The organism is Micromonospora taraxaci (assembly GCF_007830095.1).
GTDB classification, from domain to species: Bacteria; Actinomycetota; Actinomycetes; order Mycobacteriales; family Micromonosporaceae; genus Micromonospora; species Micromonospora taraxaci.
The window spans coordinates 4,434,884-4,451,512 of the sequence record NZ_VIWZ01000001.1; the positions used below are offsets into that span (position 1 = coordinate 4,434,884).

A 16,629-nucleotide genomic window follows, 5' to 3' on the forward strand; every position below is an offset into this window, starting at 1 on the left:
AACCAGCGTCGATCCTGGGGGGTGCGCGCGCAGGTGAGTTCGTCCCAGCTTCTCGTCGCACTGGACCGCGACAGTTCGGTTCCGTTGCAACAGCAGCTCTGCGACCAGATCAGCGGGTCCGTGCGCACCGGTCGACTGCGCCCCGGCGACCCGGTGCCGCCGAGCCGTGAGCTGGCCCACCAGCTCCGGGTCTCCCGGACCGTGGTGACCCGGGCGTACGAACTGCTGCGGGCCAACGGGGTGCTCACCTCACGGCGTGGATCCGGCACCCGCGTCAGCGGCGCGCTGACCGACACCCCGCCACCGGCCCAGCGCGCCGCCCGCCCGCCACTGTGGCCCGAGCCTCCGCTGCCCACCGACGCCGGCAGCCCGCTCTGGAAGCCCTGGGAACCAGCGCCGATGCACCGGCCGGACGGCGCGTACGACTTCCGGCACGGCACCCCGGCGCTGGCCAGCTTTCCGGTGACCCGGTGGCGGCAGTCGCTCGCCGAGGCGGTCAGTCGGGCCGACGCGGTGGCGCTGGGCTACGGCCCGGCCGAGGGCGCCTCGTCATTGCGCACCCAGATCAGCGCCCTGCTGCGCCGCAGCCGCGCACTCGACGCCAACCGCGAACACACGGTGGTGACCAGCGGCGCCACCCAGGCCATGGACATCCTGGTCCGGCTGCTCGTCGGCCCGGACGACGTGGTGGTCATCGAGGACCCGAGCCACACCGTGCTGCGGCAGATCTTCGGCTACTCGCGGGCCGCCGTGGTGCCGGTCGGCGTCGACGAGGAGGGCCTGCGGGTCGACGAGATCGAAAGCCAGGTCCGCGCGCACGGCCACGACCCGTCCCGGGTACGCCTGATCTACGTGACCCCGTCGCACCAGTTCCCGACCGGGTTCATCATGTCCGAGCGGCGGCGACGAGCGTTGCTGCGCTGGGCCCGTGAACACTCCGCCACGGTGCTGGAGGACGACTACCACAACGAGTTCACGTTCGCCGAGGAGCGGCTCCCGTCGTTGGCCGCCGACCCGCAGGACGCGGACGTGGTCTACGTCGGCAGCTTCAGCAAGACCCTCTTCCCGTCGCTGCGCATCGGGTACGCGGTGTTGCCGCAGCACCTCGTCCGGCCGTTCCTCGGCGTCAAGTGGATCACCGACCGGCTGACCCCGACGCTGACCCAGGAAGCATTGGCCGAGTTCATTTCCTCCGGCGCATACGCCCGGCACATCGGCCGGATGGACCGCCTCTACCGGCAGCGACGCGCCCGGCTGCTGGAGGCGCTCTACGAACACTTCGGCGCGGGTGTGCGCATCTCCGGCACGGCCGCCGGGCTGCACGTGCTGGTGACCCTGGGCGGCGCGCCCGACGCCGACGAGGCGGCGATCGTGCGCGCCGCCGCCGCACGCAACGTCCGGATCTACCCGGCCTCGGGCTACTTCGTCACCCGGCCACCGGCCGAACCGACCTTCCTGATCGGGTACGCGGCGCTGCCCACCGCACGGATCACCGAGGGCGTGGCGCTGCTGGCCGCCGCGGTGCGGGAATCGACGGCTCGGTGAAACGGGGCCGGATGAACCGGGCCCGCTGGGCGTACGGGACGGTGCAGTCGAAGACCGCCTTCGCCGTACGCCCGTCGGCCGAGAGTGACGGCGAGTAGCCGGTGTGCTGGCTCGGGTCGAGGGGGAAGCCCTCCCGGTCCGGCAACACGCGCAGGTCCTGATCGGCCTGGAAACGGGTGACCATCGCCCACCACAGGTCCTGGTCGGATTCGATGTCGACGTCGTCGTCCACGCACAGCACCAGCTTGGCCATCCGGAACTGCTCCAGCACCGCCTCCGCGGCGAGGCGTACCGCGACATCGTCCTCCGGGCCGCGCTTCGCCGGCCACTGCAACACCACCATGAGCTGACCGCCACCCGCCGTGTGGCAGTGCGCGGCCAGCGCCGGCGTGCCCCGGCGGCGCAGCACGTCCAGCACCGCGGCCTCCATCCCGAAACCGAGCAGCACCGACTGCTCGTGCCCGGGCCCGGACACGGCCTGCAGGATCGGGCTCTCCCGGGCGGTGATCGCGGTGACCCGGATCAACGGCAGCGCGGGATGCGCCCGGCCCTGGTAGCCGAGGAACTCCGGGGTGGCGACAGTGCCGTGTCGGCTCTCCGGCGCCCGGTCGGCCAGCAACTCGCCCTCGATGACGTACTCGGCGTGCGCGATGAACTCGGCGTCCACGGTGCGGCAGGGCAGCAGCTCCACCGGTTGTCCGGCGAGAGCGCCGGCCACCGCCAGCTCGTCGAGGTCGGGTGGCACCAGTGACGTCGGGCAGCAGGAGGAGAGCAGCACCGCCGGGCACAGGCCGAGGTGGACGGCCACCGGCAACGGACTCCCCCGCCGCAACGCGGCCTGGTACGCGAGCTCCAGGTCCCGGCCGGGCACCATCCAGATGGTCAGCGAGTCCGGACCCTGGACGCACATCCGGTGCACGGACAGGTTGCGGACGCCGGTGTCCGGGTCGGTGGCGAGCACCGCGCCGAGGGTCAGGTAGGGCCCGGCGTCCTCGTCGGTGAGGACCGGCACCGGCAGCGCGGTCAGGTCCACCGGCAGCGTCTCGCGGGGCCAGCGGGACGGGTCGTGCGCGGGCACCGGCGGGCGGGGTGCAGCCACCGCGTCGAGCAGACGGTGCGGCAACTCGGCCGGTGTGCAGCCGAGCAGCCCGGCCGCGCGCCGTCGGGTGCCGTACAGGCCCATCAGCACCGCTCGGGTCGGACCGTGGTCGGGGCGTACCCGGTCGAAGAGCACCGCCGGGCCGGCACCGGTGGGCGGGGCGGCCGGCGCACCTGCCCAGCGGGCGTAGTGCGCGGAGACGCCGTACCGGGCCGGTAGTTCGGCGGGAACGCGGACCAGCTCGCCGGGGAGCGGGTCGAGGGTGGCCAGGGCGTGCCGCAGGTCGACGGGTGTTCGGCTCACCGCTCCTCCCCCGCCGACGCGGCGGCGCGGCGGGCCGCCAGCATGTCGAGTTGCATCCGGGTCAGCTCGTCGATGAGGGCACGGTAGGTGCCGACCGCCACCTCCGGAGGCATGCCGTTTCCCACGGCCAGGTCGGACACCCGGTCGAGCACCTGCCGCACCCGGTCGGGTGATCGGACGGTCGCCTCGTCCGTCTTGTGTGCGGTCAGCTCCTGCACCACCCGGGTGCGCTCGGCCAGCAGGGCGATGATCCGCTGGTCGAGGTGGTCGATGACGCCCCGCAGCTCGGCGATCCGGGTCGGGCCGTCGGCGGCACCGGCCGGCTCCCCGCCGGCCGGTGCCGCGAACCAGTGCTGGTCGGTCATGGCTGGGGAACCTGGTCGACCACGAAGACGACGGTGGGCTCGGCGTCGCTGCCCTGGGACCGGTGCTCCTCGTCGTCGGGGATCACGAACCCCATGCCGGGGCGGCACGGCACCGACCGGTCCCGGAAGTGGATGGTGAACTCGCCCTGCAGGACGTAGCCGGTGTGGCCGCGCAGGCACCAGTGGTGCTCGTCGAAGCCGGGCGGCAACTCCAGCAGGCGCAGCCGCTGCCCCCCGACGTACGAGATCTTGACGCGGCCCTCGGCGCCCGGCTTGTCCCACCTCTCCCACTCGGTGGCCGGGAAGTCGATGCCGACCGGCGCGGCGACCTGCTCAGTGGACATTCTCGATATCTCCTCTGGTCGGGGCGGAATCGTTGCGGCGGGGCCGCGGCACGCGTTCGTTGCGGTCCCGCCGCGGAAGGACCGGATCGCCGTCGACCCGCTGATGCTGCTTGAGCAGCTGCACCATGTCGAGCATCCGGTGCACCATCCGCTCCAGCGCGTCGACGCCCTCGGCGTCGTGCAGGCCCGGTGTGCCGGTGGTGTTGCGCAGCAGGACGGGGAAACCGCTGCCCACCAGGATCATCCGGTTGAGCAGCAGGTTGTTGACGATCTGGTTGTGCACGGAGGAGTCGCTGTACCGTCGCCCGGTGACGATGATGCCGCCCACCTTGTCCGCCAGCGGACGGGTGAAACGCAGGTAGCCGACGCCCGCGCGCTCGATGAAGACCTGCATGAGGTGGGCCAGGCCGAAGCCGTGCACCGGGGCCGCGTAGATCAGCCCGTCGGCACCTGTCATCTGCTCCACCAGGGCGGGGACGTCGTCGTCCACCTGGCAGGGCACTGTGCGGCTGTTGCAGTCGCCGCACGGGCTGCACGGCGAGATCCGGTGCTCACGTAACTGGATGGTGCGCAGGACGGCGCCCCGCTCGGCGATGAGTCGTCCCGCGTACGCGATGGCGTGGTCGGTGTTGCCGCCGACCCGTTCCGATCCGTTGATGGCGAGGATGGTCCCTGCTTCGCTGTGCACTTTCACCCCCGGTGCTCGTCGCGGGGTGGGCGCCGCACCGCGCCCACCCCCTGCGAGGTCAGTCCGTCAGCTTCCCGGCGAAGTAGTCGATGTAGGCCTGCATGTCGAAGTGACCGTGCCCGGACAGGGAGAAGACGATCGCCTTCGACTCGCCCGTCTCCCGGCACTGGATCGCCTCGTCCACCGCCACCCGCACCGCGTGGGTGGACTCGGGCGCCGGCACGATGCCCTCACTGCGCGCGAACAGCACACCGGCCTCGAAGCAGGCCGTCTGCGGCACCGCCCGCGCCTCGATCAGGTCGATCTCCCGCAGCGCGCTCACGATCGGCGCCATGCCGTGGTACCGCAACCCACCGGCGTGGATCGCCGGCGGGTGGAAGTCGTGGCCCAGTGTGTGCATCTTGGCCAGCGGGGTGAGCCCGGCGGTGTCGCCGAAGTCGTAGTCGTAACTGCCCTTGGTCAGCGACGGGCAGGAGGCCGGCTCGGCCGCGACGAACCGCACCGCCGGGCCGCCGCCCCACTGGCGGCGCAGGAACGGCAGGGCCAGCCCGGCGAAGTTGGACCCGCCGCCGGCCGCGCCGACCACGACGTCCGGGTAGTCGTCGGCCATCGCCAACTGGAGCAACGCCTCCTGGCCGATGATCGTCTGGTGCATCAGCACCAGGTTGAGCACCGACCCGAGGGCGTACTTGGCCGCGCCGCCGCTGCTCATCGCCGCCTCCACCGCCTCGGAGATGGCCAGGCCGAGGCTGCCGCTGGAGTCCGGGTCGGCGGCGAGCGCCGCCCGACCCGCACCGGTGCGGTCGCTCGGGCTCGCGGTGACCGACGCTCCGAACGTCTCCATCAGGCCCCGCCGGTACGGCTTCTGGTCGTAGCTGACCCGCACCATGAAGACCTCGCAGTCGAGGCCGAAGTACGAGCACGCCATCGACAGCGAGCTGCCCCACTGGCCGGCGCCGGTCTCCGTGGTCAGCCGCTGCACGCCGTCCTGCTTGCTGTAGTACGCCTGCGGAACGGCGGTGTTCGGCTTGTGGCTGCCGGCCGGGCTGACCCCCTCGTACTTGAAGTAGATCCGGGCCGGGGTGCCGAGGGCCTGCTCCAGGCGACGGGCCCGGACCAGCGGGCTGGGCCGCCACTGCCGGTAGATGTCCAGCACCGGCCCGGGGATGTCGATGTCCCGCTCGGTGGAGAACTCCTGCTCGACCATGCCGGTGGCGAAGAGCGGTTCGAGGTCGGCCGGGGTGATGGGCTCCCGGGTGCCGGGGTGCAGCATCGGAGGTAGCCCCTTGGGCAGATCGGGGACCACGTTGTACCAGGTCGTCGGGATGTCGCTCTCGGGCAGCACGAACTTCGTCGCGGTCATGGCCTCTTCCAGGGGTGGGTGTCAGGAACTGGCGGTGGCCGGCTCGGCAGGTGACGGCACGGACCGGGCAGCCGGTCGCATCCGCAGCACTGCGAACGCGACCACGCCGACCACCGGGGTCAGCAGGAGCAGGAGGAGGACGGGCTGGTGCCCACCGGTCTGCCAGACGAAGCCGAGGCCCATCGGCACGACCAGGCGGGCGGAGCTGAGCACGAAACCGTTCAGGGCCATGAAACCGCTGACCCGGTGCTCCTCGACGTGGTCGGCGATGTAGGTGGGCACCACGACCGAAGCGATGATCTCCCCGAGCGTCCAGACCACCGTGGACAGCAGCACGGCGGGCAGCGAGAACGCGAACACCAGCACGGCCATCCCGGTGGACCAGAGCAGGCCCGCGACGACCAGCAGGGCTCGCGTCGAGTACGCCTTCATCCGCTTCTCGATCAGCAGACTGGCGCTGACCACGACCACGCTGTTGATCGTGTAGACCGCCCCGACCACCGCCACCGACGAGTGCAGGACTGTGGTGACCGCGAGCGGCAGCGTGTATTCCAGGCCGATCAGCGGCGCGACGTAACAGAACGAGACGATCACCAACACCGCCACGTCGAGGTCACGCAGCAGCCCGGCCCGCCGGGTGCTCGCGGCCGGCGAGGCCACCGGCACACGCCGGGTGTCCGCCGGTACGAACAACCAGATGGTGGCCGCCGCGACCAGCCCGAGCAGAATGTTCCCGGCGAACATCAGCTGGTAGGAGTAGGCCGCCGCGATCCCGCCGAGCAGCGGGCCCACCCCCATGCCGAGGTTGTTGGCGAGGTAGCTGACCGTGTACGCGAACGGGCGCTGCTCGGGTGCGGTCAGGTCGGCGATCAGCGTGTTCGCCGCCGGGGCGAACATCCCCATCCCGACCAGCGCGACGAAGAGCAGCGCCGCGTACGTCCAGGTGGGACCGTCGAGCAGGGCGAGACCCAGGTAGCCGACCGCGTTGAGCAGCAGGCTCGTCACCAGCGCGGCGCGCCGGCCGGCGCGACCACACACCGGGCCGCTGAGCAGACTGCCGGCGAGCAGGCCGGTGCTGCCGACGGAGATCAGCACGCCCGCCTCGCCGGTGCTGAGGTGCCGGCTCTGCACCAGGTAGACGGCGAGCAGCGGGAAGACGAACATGCCGGCCCGGTTGATGAAGGAGGCGTAGACCAGCATCCGCAGCGGGCGCGGCAGGGCCTGGAACCGGCCCAGCCAGCTCACGCGTCACCGACCGGTTCGGTGACCACCTCGAAGGCGTCCCGGATGACCTTGAACCGGGCCCGGACGTCGTCGAAGTCGCGCCCCTCACAGACGTACCAGCCGAGGACGTCGTTGGACGCGGTCGGCGCGGCGAGCACGTCACCGACGCTCTTCCACACGTCCGCGTCGAGCACCGAGTCGAGCCCCCGCAGCTCGTCCGCCGTGGTGATCGCGGTGATCCGGCCGTACCGGTCGGAGCACAGGTATTCGGTGCCGATCTCCGGGCCGAGGGTGGCCGCCGGGACGTGCCCCGGGGCCAGTTCGAGGCGGCACCACTCGCCGGCCAGGTTGATCCCCCGCCCGGCCTGGATGGCGGGGACGATCGAGCCGCCACCCGCCCGGGCGGCCGCCTCGCCGAAGACCAGCCCGCCGTCGTCGCGGAGGAAGAACTCCACGTGCGCCACACCGGTACGCATGCCGAAGCCGCGCAGCACGGTGGCGCTGGCGGCCACGATGCGCCGCTCCGCCGGGGTCAGGTCGTGCTTGCGGGAGACCGTGCCGCCGGGCTCGTCGCGGAACTCCAGGATCGAGTACGTGTAGCGGGACAGCTGGTCGAAGACCACCTCGCCGTCGCGCAGCAGCGAGTCGACGTGGTACTCGACGCCCCGGACGTACTCCTCCACCCGGTAGTCGTGCCGGTCGTCGGCGACCAGCGGCCACACCCGGGCCAGGTCCTCGGCGGAGTCCACCCGGTGGGTGTCGCCGCAGGCCCAGCCGGCATACGGCTTGATCACCACCGGCCAGCCCACCTCGGCGGCGAACTCGGCGACCGCACCGACCGTCTCGGGTCGGCACGAGCGGGCCACCGGCACGCCCAACTCGACGGCCCTGCGGTGCATGACGTTCTTGTCCCGGAACGTCAGCGCCTCCTCCGGGTCGAGACCCGGGATGCCGTGGTCGCGGCGGCAGTGCGCGGCGGTGAGCACGTCGCCCTCGAAGAGCGGGAAGATGCGCTCCACCGGGTGCGTGCCGAGGATCGTGGTGACCGTGGCGCGAACGGCTTCGGAGTCGTCGAGGTCGGCGAAGTAGCAGGGCAGTCCGGCGGCTTCGGCGGCCGGCTGCCCGGTCGGCAGCAGCGCGACGGTGGCCACGCCCAGCTCGGCGGCAGCAGTGACGACACTGCGGAACTGGGCCGCGTACCGGCCGGCCGCGGGTCGGTAGATCACCAGGATCGCGCGGTTCACGAGCGGCTCCCACTGTCGCTGCCGACCGGGCCCGCGGTGCGCAGGACGGCGCTGGTCGTCGCACCGTCGAGCACCGCCTCCTGCCGGGTGCCGTCGGACAACCCGTCGAGGACGGTGGCGAGCCGGCCGAGCGCGTCCACCACCTCCGCCCGGCCGCCGGGGTGGGCCGACTCGACGGTGAGCAGCAGCCGGTGCCGACCCAGATCGGTGCGGACCAGGTGGCCCTGTCGCCAGTTCCAGCGTCGCGAGTGGGCCCGCCCGTCGGCGTCGGCGTAGACGACCTCGCCCGGCTCGGGCTGCTCCGGGGCGTCCGGAGCGCCGAGCGGCAGGTACGTCTCGGTGCCGTCGGCCGGCCGGACCACGAGGTCGGCGAGGCCGTCGACGGCGCACGAGGCAACCGGTAGGGCAGCGCCGAGCGACACCGCGTTGCAGAGGTCGACCAGGGCGTTGATCCGGGGCAGCCGGTCGCCCTTGGCGACCCGCCGGGCGATGGACTCGGCGGCGCAGGGGAACCGGTTCGGGTTCACCCCCACCGCCCGGTACGCCTCCCGCCACGCGGCGATGCCCGGCAGCTCCGCCACACCCGCCTTGTCCAGGTTGGCCGCGTGCAGCGCGTCCTCGGCGGCGGTGAGAAGCGCCGACACGGCGGGAGGGGCCGGAGCGACATCGACCGCCGGTACGGCGATCACGCCGAGCACGTAGTCCGGCACTGCGGTCAGCACCCGGTCGTCGATGCGCACGGTGAGGGTGTCCACACCGTCGCTGAGCTGGGTCATCGTGATCCTCGTAGGGTTCGGGTCCGATTGTCGGTCCGACCGTACGCAGCGGGGCGACCACCGGGTGTGGCCAATCCGGGGTGATCCGGTGTGGCCAATCCGGCGGTCGGGGGCTGACCGTCGGCGCGGCCGGCGCGGGTCCGCGCGCCGAGCAGCGTGGTGCCCAGCGCCAGCACGCAGAGCGCCGCGCCGACCGGCCCGAGCAGGTCCAGGGCGTCCTCGCCACCGTGCCGCAGCAGCCGGTTGCCGAGGAAACCGCCGAGCGCGATGCCCACGAACGTGGCCGACGAGTTGAGCGAGAGCAGCAACGGACCGGAGGTCGGCGCGACAGTGAAGAGCCGGTGCTGCTGAGCCGGCTGGGTGGCCATCGCGGTGACGCCCCAGGCCGCCATGGCCAGCGCCGCCGGCAGCAGCGCCTGCCGGGTCAGCGGCAGCGTGACCAGCACCAGGGCGAGCCCGGCGACCGACACCAGCAGCACCGGCACACCACCCCACCGGTCGGTGGCCCGTCCGCCGAGCACGGTCCCGGCGACCGCCGGCACGCCGAAGACCAGCAGCAGCACCGCGAGCAGTGTGCCGTCGCCGTCGGTGGCCGGGGCGAGCAACGCCCCGACGTAGGTCAGCGCGAGGTATCCGCCGGTCATGAACAACGCGGTGGTGAGCACCGCCAGGCCGACGCGACCCTCGCGTGCCGGTGCGAGACGGGCGGCCAACGACGGGCCGGGCGGCAGCGCCAGCGCCGGCAGCCCGACGGTCACCGCGACCGCGCAGGCCGCGCCGACGGCGGCGAGCAGCCAGAAGGTGGCCCGCCACTGGAGGTCGGCGGCGAGCCAGGTGCCGAACGGCACCCCGGCGACGGTGGCCGCGGAGAGACCGCCGAGCACCACCGCCATGGCCCGGGCACGCCGCTCCGGCGCGGCCAGGGCGGCCGCCGACGCGGTGGCCGCGGGAATGTAGAGCGCGGCGCTGACCGCCGTGACGACCCGGGCCAGCAGCAACAGCGGCAAATCGGGGGCGAGCGCGGAGGCGACGTTGCCCACCGTGAACCCGACCAGCGAGACCACCAGCACGGTACGCCGTTCCAGCCGGCCGGTCAGGGCGCCGAGCAGCGGTGCGGCGACCGCGTACGCGAGGGCGAAGACGGCGCTCACCCAGCCGGCCGAGGCGACGCTCACCCGCAGGCTGCGGGCCACCTCGGGGAGCACACCGGCGACCACGAACGTGTCGGTGCCGATGGCGAAGGCGCCGACGGCGAGCAGCCCGACGACGGGTACGCCCCGACGCATCACGCCACTCCCGCCGGCTGGCCGGAGCGGTACCGGGCGGCGTCCCCGGCGACCACCCGACCGCCGAGCAGCACCATCTCGATCGCCTCCGGCCGACCGAGGACGGTGATGTCCTCGGCCGGGTCCCCGTCGGTGATCACCAGGTCGGCCAGCCGCCCCGGCTGCACCGTGCCCGCCTCGTCGCCCCGGCCGGCCAGCCGCGCTCCGTTGGCGGTGGCCCAGGTCAGCACCACCGGCGCGGGTATGCCGGCCATCGTCACGTACGTCTCCAACTCCTCGGCGTAGCGGCCGTGCGGGGTCCAGGCGAACCCGAAGTCGTCGCCGGCCACGATCGGGATGCCCATCTGCACCATCAGCGGCAGGATGCGCAGGGTGTTCTCGACCTCGGCCTCGAACTCCAGCGTCTCCAGGTACTCCGGGGTCTTGCCGTACCGGGTGCCGGTGGTGAGCAGGCGGTGCGGCTGGTGCAGGCTCGGCACCACGAAGATGCCGCGCTCGGCGATCGCCTCCAGGGCGGCGTCGTCGGCGTACGTGGCGTGGTCGATCACGTCGACACCGGCGGCGATGGCGTTGCGGATGCCGCCCAGCCCACGCGAGTGCGCCCGGATCCGGACGCCCCGCTCGTGCGCGGCCCGGGCCGCGATCACCAACTCCTCGGCGGTGAACAGCAGCTCGTGCGATCGGCCGTTGGGGAAGGTGTCGTCACCTGTGGAGAAGACCTTGATGATCTCCGCGCCCTGGGCGACCTCGGTGTCGACGTACTCGATCAGCTCTTCCGGGGTGTCGGCCAGCCGCATCAGGTCGCTCGGGATGCGTTGCTTGACCCCCGGGTTGCGACGCTCCGGCGGGCCGGACACCATCAGGTCCCTGCTGCACGGCGTGATCCGCGGGCCGGGCAGCTTCCCGGCGTCGATCGCCCGGCGCAGCGCCATGTCGATGCCGGACACCGAGCCGGCGCCCACGAAGGCGGTGTAGCCCAGCCGGAGCATGGCGGCGGCGTTGGCGGCGGCGCCGAGGGTGACCTCCGGGATGCTGTACTTGAACAGCATCTCCCGACCGTCGAGCACGTCCAGGTACGCGATGTGGGTGTGGCCGAGCGTCATCCCCGGCAGCACCGTCCGACCGTCGAGGTCGAGGACGTCCACGTCCGGGTCGTGCAGCGAAGCCTGCGCCTCGGGCAGCACCGCGACGATGCGCTCGCCGTCGAGCAGCACACTGTGGTGCGGTCGGGAGGCCACCCCCAGTCCTTCCTGGACCGTGGCGCGGTGCAGCAACGTTCGTCGGGACACGACTGTCACTCCGGTTCTCTCGATGTCTGGTCTCAGCGGCGGCCGAACAGGGTCCACACGATCTCGGCGCCCGGGCGGCGGGCCACCCACCGCAACGCGTGGCGGTGCACCCCGGGCGCGTTGGTCACCGCGAGGTCGGCGCCGCCGGCGGCGAGGATCTCGGCGGCGTGCTGGGTGGAGTCGGCGTCGACCCACCGCACCTGGCGGTCCCGCAGCGCGGGCGGCGCGAGGTCGGTGAAGATCCGTCGGACCTCCCACAGGGCGGCCACGGTGAGCCGACCATCGGCCGGGTCCGGGTCGCGGTGCGGCTGGGCGGCGATGCCGTACTCCGGGGTCGCCTGCGCGAAGTAGGCGTCCAGCCGCAGGTCACGGTGCCAGTGGAAGCGGGTGAGCCCCTGGTAGGCGCTCGGCACGAGGGCCTGGTCGACCCGCCGTTCCACCAGCGCGGCGAGCACCGCGTCGAAGGTGTCGGACAACTCGATGCGCAGCCCGTGCCGCTCGGCGAGGAACGCCGCGGTCAGGTGACTGGACGTCCCGGCCGGGCCGAGGGTGGCCAGCGTGGTGCCGGGCCGACTCGCCCACTGGTCCACCACGCTGCGCCACCGCCGCCCGTACGCGTCGGCGAGCGCCCCGGGCAGCGCCGGCACCGACTCGTCAGTGGCCGCCTCAGGTGGTGTAGCCACGGTTGCCCGCCATTCGCTGCGCCACCCGGGTCTCGTGGTCCACCTCGACCCGCCGGTCGACGATCCGGGCAGCCTTCCAACTGACGAAGGCGCCGGTGCTGACGATCGGGTCCAGTCCGTCGGTCAGCTCCACCTCCACAGGTACGCCGAGCGCGGCGGCGGCCCGCTCCCGGACCCCGTCGGCCACCTCGGCGGGGTCGTCGGTGAGGTCCTTGAGCAGCTCCAGCCGGACCGTGAGCCGGTCACCGCCGGCGCTCGGGTCGTGGTCGATCACCACCTGGTACCCGCCCGAGCCGGTGACCCCGGTCAGGACCGCCGTCTCGATCTGCCCGGCGGTGAGACGTCGACCGCCCAGCTCGATGCGGTCCAGGGTGCGGCCGACGATCTGCACCAGGTCGCCGGGCATCTCGCAGTCGCAGTCCGACGCCTCGACGATCACCGCGTCGCCGGTGCGGTACCGGACCAGCGGCTTCACCCCGTCCACCAGCATGGTGACGGTGAGCTCTCCGCTGCCCCGCGAGCCGTACGACGTGCCGGTCTCCGGGTCGACCACCTCGATCAGGTAGTTGGTCTGGGAGAGGTGCATCCGCTTGTTGCGGCAGGCCGTGGCGATGACGAACGCCTCCTGCGAGCCGTACAGGATGTTGTAGACGTCCGCGCCCCAGACGGACTCCAGGTTGCGGGCCAACGCCGGGGTGCACATCTCGCCGGTGACGAAGAGGAGCTTGACGGAGAAGTCCTCGCGCAGCCGGTACCCGTAGTGCTCGGCGGCCTTGGCCAGCATCATCGCCACGCCCGGCGTGCAGCACACGACCTCCAGCTCGAGGTCCTTCATCAGCTGCAACGCCTTGGCGAACCCGATCACCGGCGAGTACGGCCAGATCTTCGCGTTCAACGAACCGACGTTGCGGGCGATGTCACCGAGGGTGTCGCCGAAGGAGTGCACCTCGGTCGGGCCCATCAGCCCGATGCGGGGCGGGTGGTCGCCGAAGTGGTGGCGGAAGATCGACGCCCAGGACTCAGTGACGTGGGCGTTGCTGGCCACCACCTCCCGGCCGTCGCGAGGGCACGGCGTCGCGCGGCCCGTCGTGCCTGTCGTCTCGTAGAAAAACACCCCGTCGGCCAGCGGCCGGCTGAGCACGTCGAGCATCTCCTGCCGCAGGTGCGTCTTCGTGGTGAAGGGCAACCGGTCGAGGGTCGCCGGGGTGATCGCCGACAGGTCGACGTCGGCCAGGTGACGGGCGTAGAACGGTGAACCGGTGGACACCTGGTCGAGCACCGTACGCAGTTGCCGTGCGCGCCAGGCGTCCAGCTCGGACGGGTCGAGGGTGCGGTCGTAGAACGCCTGGTGCAGGGCCAGGTAGTCGACGGCGAAGTCCGCCGCCGGGCCGGTGGTCGGAAGCCACATGGTCGGATCCTTTCCAGGAATGAGCCGGCTGCCGTGCGGTTGTGGCGGGCCGGGACGCAGGTCAGTGCAGACCGCCGTTGACGTCCATCACGGAAGCGGTGACGTAGCTGCTCTCCGGACCGGCCAACCAGGCGACCGCCGCGGCGACCTCGGCCGGCGAGCCGAACCGGCCGGCCGGGATCCGGGCCCGGTAGTCGTCGCGACGCTCGGCCGGAATCCGGGCGGCCATCGGGGTGTCGACCAGGCCCGGGGCGACCGCGTTGACCCGGATGTGGTGCTCGGCGAGCGCCCGGCCGAGGCTGTGTGTCAGCGCGATGCACGCGCCCTTCGACGCCCCGTACGCGGCGTCCGGGCTGCCGGACTGCCCGCTGATCGAGGCGACGTTGACCACAGTGCCGGGGCGACCGGCGGCGATCAGCGCGCGGACGAACGACTGGGTGCAGAAGAACGCGGCACCCAGGTTGACGTCGAGCACCTGCGCGTACGTCTTCGGGTCGTAGTCGAGGAAGTCCCGGGCGTGGTAGACGCCGGCGTTGTTGACCAGCACCGTCGGTTGGCCGTACCGCTCGTTGATCCGCGCGAAGAGCTGCTCCACCTGCTCCGGCACGGCCACGTCGGCGACCAGCGAGGCGTACGCCGCCGGGTCGACGGCCGGGTCGACGTCGACGCCGAGCACCCGGTGCCCGGAGCCGGTCAGGGCGGCCGTCACGGCCCGGCCGATGCCGCCCGCCGCGCCGGTGACCACGGCGAGGGGTGCCGACTGGTCGGTCATGACGACCCCGCCGCCCGTGAACCGGCCACCGGCAGCGCCGTGGCGCTTCGCAGGAAGTTGTCGAACAGACGCAGCCCGTCCTCGGTGAGCACGCTCTCCGGGTGGAACTGCACCCCCTCCACCGGCAGGCTCAGGTGTCGTACCCCCATCACGTAGCCGTCGTCGGACGACCGCGCGGTGACCTCCAGGTCCGGCGGCGCCGGGTCCGCGACGATGAGCGAGTGGTAGCGGGTGACGGTCAGCGGGGCGGACGCCCCGGCGAAGACGCCCCGGCCGTCGTGGCCGACCACGCTCGTCTTGCCGTGCATCAGGTGCCGGGCGACGGCGACCGACCCGCCGTAGGCGAGACCGATCGCCTGATGGCCGAGGCAGACGCCGAGCAGCGGCACCTGGCCGGCGAAGGCGTGCACCAGCTCCACGTGCCCGGACTCGGCGGGGTGGCCGGGCCCTGGGCCGAGCACCACCGCGTCCGGTCGCAGGGCGGTCAACTCGTCGCTGGTCCGGGAGCGGGAACGGACCACCACGGTCCGCGCGCCGAGGGTGCGTAGGTACTGGTCGATGATGTGGGTGAAACTGTCGTACGCGTCGACGAGCAGAACCTTCACGGCAGCAGCTCCGTACCGGTCAGGGCCCAGAAGGTGGCGCTCATCTTGGCCAGCGTCTCCCGCCACTCGGCGTCGGGGTTGGAGTCGGCCACGACCCCGGCGGAGGCCTGGGTGCGGTAGCGGTGGCCGTCGTGCACGGCGGTACGGATGCAGAGTGCGAGCACCGCGAACCCGCGCACGTCGACCAGGCCGATCGCGCCGGCGTACACGCCCCGGGGTTCGTCCTCCAGCCCGTCGATGATCTCCATGGCCCGCAGCTTCGGCGCGCCGGTCATGGTGCCGGCGGGGAAGGCGGCGCAGATCGCCGCCCAGGCGTCGGCGTCGTCGGCGAGTTGCCCGGAGACGGTGGAGACGAGGTGGTGCACGTACGCGAACGGCTCGACGTCGAACATCGTGTCGACGCTGAGCGTCCCCGGCACGCAGACCCGACCGATGTCGTTGCGGCAGAGGTCGACGAGCATGACGTGCTCGGCGCGTTCCTTCTCGCTGGCCGTCAGCTCGGCCACCAGCCGGCGGTCGGTCTCCGGGTCGGCGCTGCGCGCCGCGGTGCCGGCGATCGGACGCATGGACAGCCGGCCCTGTTCGATGCGGAGGAACAGCTCCGGGCTCGCCCCGATGACGGTTTCGCCGGCCCAGGGCGTGAGGTACATGTAGGGCGACGGGTTGCGGTGCCGCAGCCGTCGGTAGACCTCCAGCGGGGTGAGAGTGGTCTCCACGTCGATCCGGTGACCGATCTGAATCTGGTAGCTGTCCCCCACCTCGATGTGCCGGAGGCACTGCTTGACCCGGGCGGCGAACGTCTCCTCGTCGACGGTGTCCCGGACCAGGCTGGGCGGTGGGGCGACCGGCACCTCCCGGTCGCCGTCCGGCAACCCGGCGAGGAGGTCCGGCAGCCGGTGGGCCGCGGTGTCCTCCGGCAGGTGCGGGCCGGTGGCGGCGAGGTGCCGCACAGTGCCGGTGCGCAGGTCCCACCAGACGGTGTGCCGGAACAGGACGAGGGTGCAGCGCGGGATGTCGTCGACCACCCGGTCGACGGAGAGTTCGTCCATGTCCCGCGCGGCCTCGTACGCGAGGGTGGTGAGGAAGCCGAAGGCGAAGCTGTCGGCGGGCGCGGTGGTCCGCACCGCGAACGCCCGTTGCACGGCCCGGATCGCCGCCCACACCTCGGGCGGCCCGGCGACGGACCAGACCCGTTCCCGGGCGCGTTGCCGGACCGGCTCGCCCAGGACCGCGGTGAGCACGGCCGCCAGGGCGTCGCCGAGCGGTCCGTCGGAGATCACCTCGAGGCGGTCGGCGATGAACCGCACCTCGGCGAGGGCATCCCAGCCGACGGCGGCCGCGTGGCGGTCCTGGGCCGGGCCGTCCAGGCTTTCGAAGAGATACAGATCGTCCGGAGAACGAACTTCGGCGAGCGCCGTGTAGAGCGACAAAGGATCGATTGGCGACAGTGTGACAGATGTCACGTCTATTGGAATTGAGTTGGTTGGTGGCATACGCCGTACCGCCACGGAATGCGACCCAATGAGCCGCGTGGCAGTCTTGGCCGACAATGAGGACACTGCGAAACCCCCTCTGAGCAGCCCGATTCACGCGCCCCCGTTGGCGTTGACCCCGCCGCGTGACGCGGCAGGTCGG

The 16,629-nt window shown here is 72.4% G+C and carries 16 protein-coding genes; 1 reads left to right on the plus strand and 15 read right to left on the minus strand.

The genetic code is table 11. The annotated features are described in order from the left end of the window. Nucleotides 1–33: 33 nt before the first annotated feature. A complete protein-coding gene (gene pdxR / locus FHU34_RS20560) occupies nucleotides 34–1,545 on the plus strand; it encodes a MocR-like pyridoxine biosynthesis transcription factor PdxR (protein ID WP_145783076.1) in 1,512 nt (503 codons plus the stop codon). Here the strand turns inward: pdxR and FHU34_RS20565 are convergent. The 15 genes from FHU34_RS20565 to FHU34_RS20635 form a co-directional block, all read right to left on the minus strand. Then, nucleotides 1,490–2,947 (minus strand): UbiD family decarboxylase, encoded by a 1,458-nt coding sequence (locus tag FHU34_RS20565; protein ID WP_145783078.1) that lies wholly within the window; start codon nucleotides 2,945–2,947, stop codon nucleotides 1,490–1,492. The genes pdxR and FHU34_RS20565 overlap by 56 nt on opposite strands. After that, nucleotides 2,944–3,312 (minus strand): chorismate mutase, encoded by a 369-nt coding sequence (locus FHU34_RS20570; RefSeq protein ID WP_145783080.1) that lies wholly within the window; start codon nucleotides 3,310–3,312, stop codon nucleotides 2,944–2,946. The genes FHU34_RS20565 and FHU34_RS20570 overlap by 4 nt, the downstream gene beginning before the upstream one ends. Further along, nucleotides 3,309–3,656, minus strand: coding sequence for a cupin domain-containing protein (locus tag FHU34_RS20575; RefSeq protein WP_145783082.1), 348 nt, complete (start codon nucleotides 3,654–3,656; stop codon nucleotides 3,309–3,311). Before FHU34_RS20575 ends, FHU34_RS20570 begins: the two co-directional genes overlap by 4 nt. Then, a complete protein-coding gene (locus FHU34_RS20580; protein WP_244311750.1) occupies nucleotides 3,646–4,344 on the minus strand; it encodes a flavodoxin family protein in 699 nt (232 codons plus the stop codon). Before FHU34_RS20580 ends, FHU34_RS20575 begins: the two co-directional genes overlap by 11 nt. 58 nt (nucleotides 4,345–4,402) lie before the next feature. Then, nucleotides 4,403–5,707: a TrpB-like pyridoxal phosphate-dependent enzyme gene (locus FHU34_RS20585; protein WP_145783086.1), complete on the minus strand. Its 1,305-nt coding sequence runs from the start codon at nucleotides 5,705–5,707 to the stop codon at nucleotides 4,403–4,405. A 21-nt stretch (nucleotides 5,708–5,728) separates the two neighbouring features. After that, nucleotides 5,729–6,952 carry an MFS transporter gene (locus tag FHU34_RS20590; RefSeq protein WP_244311751.1) on the minus strand — a complete coding sequence of 408 codons (1,224 nt, stop codon included), beginning with the start codon at nucleotides 6,950–6,952 and terminating at the stop codon, nucleotides 5,729–5,731. Further along, nucleotides 6,949–8,175, minus strand: a complete 1,227-nt coding sequence (locus FHU34_RS20595) for an ATP-grasp domain-containing protein (RefSeq protein WP_145783088.1) — start codon at nucleotides 8,173–8,175, stop codon at nucleotides 6,949–6,951. Before FHU34_RS20595 ends, FHU34_RS20590 begins: the two co-directional genes overlap by 4 nt. Next, nucleotides 8,172–8,951, minus strand: a complete 780-nt coding sequence (locus tag FHU34_RS20600; RefSeq protein ID WP_145783090.1) for a B3/B4 domain-containing protein — start codon at nucleotides 8,949–8,951, stop codon at nucleotides 8,172–8,174. The genes FHU34_RS20595 and FHU34_RS20600 overlap by 4 nt, the downstream gene beginning before the upstream one ends. Beyond that, nucleotides 8,948–10,237: an MFS transporter gene (locus tag FHU34_RS20605; protein WP_145783092.1), complete on the minus strand. Its 1,290-nt coding sequence runs from the start codon at nucleotides 10,235–10,237 to the stop codon at nucleotides 8,948–8,950. The genes FHU34_RS20600 and FHU34_RS20605 overlap by 4 nt, the downstream gene beginning before the upstream one ends. Then, nucleotides 10,237–11,526, minus strand: a complete 1,290-nt coding sequence (locus tag FHU34_RS20610) for an amidohydrolase family protein (RefSeq protein WP_244311752.1) — start codon at nucleotides 11,524–11,526, stop codon at nucleotides 10,237–10,239. Before FHU34_RS20610 ends, FHU34_RS20605 begins: the two co-directional genes overlap by 1 nt. A 32-nt stretch (nucleotides 11,527–11,558) precedes the next feature. After that, nucleotides 11,559–12,209 (minus strand): prephenate dehydratase, encoded by a 651-nt coding sequence (locus FHU34_RS20615; protein ID WP_244311753.1) that lies wholly within the window; start codon nucleotides 12,207–12,209, stop codon nucleotides 11,559–11,561. Beyond that, nucleotides 12,193–13,617: a phenylacetate--CoA ligase family protein gene (locus tag FHU34_RS20620; RefSeq protein ID WP_145783096.1), complete on the minus strand. Its 1,425-nt coding sequence runs from the start codon at nucleotides 13,615–13,617 to the stop codon at nucleotides 12,193–12,195. Before FHU34_RS20620 ends, FHU34_RS20615 begins: the two co-directional genes overlap by 17 nt. A 61-nt stretch (nucleotides 13,618–13,678) precedes the next feature. Then, complete coding sequence (locus FHU34_RS20625) at nucleotides 13,679–14,389, minus strand: SDR family NAD(P)-dependent oxidoreductase (protein WP_145783098.1); 711 nt, start codon at nucleotides 14,387–14,389, stop codon at nucleotides 13,679–13,681. Beyond that, nucleotides 14,386–14,994 (minus strand): anthranilate synthase component II, encoded by a 609-nt coding sequence (locus tag FHU34_RS20630; RefSeq protein WP_145783100.1) that lies wholly within the window; start codon nucleotides 14,992–14,994, stop codon nucleotides 14,386–14,388. The genes FHU34_RS20625 and FHU34_RS20630 overlap by 4 nt, the downstream gene beginning before the upstream one ends. Then, on the minus strand, nucleotides 14,991–16,424 hold the full coding sequence (locus tag FHU34_RS20635; RefSeq protein ID WP_244311754.1) for an anthranilate synthase component I family protein: 1,434 nt from the start codon (nucleotides 16,422–16,424) through the stop codon (nucleotides 14,991–14,993). The genes FHU34_RS20630 and FHU34_RS20635 overlap by 4 nt, the downstream gene beginning before the upstream one ends. Nucleotides 16,425–16,629: the final 205 nt, after the last annotated feature.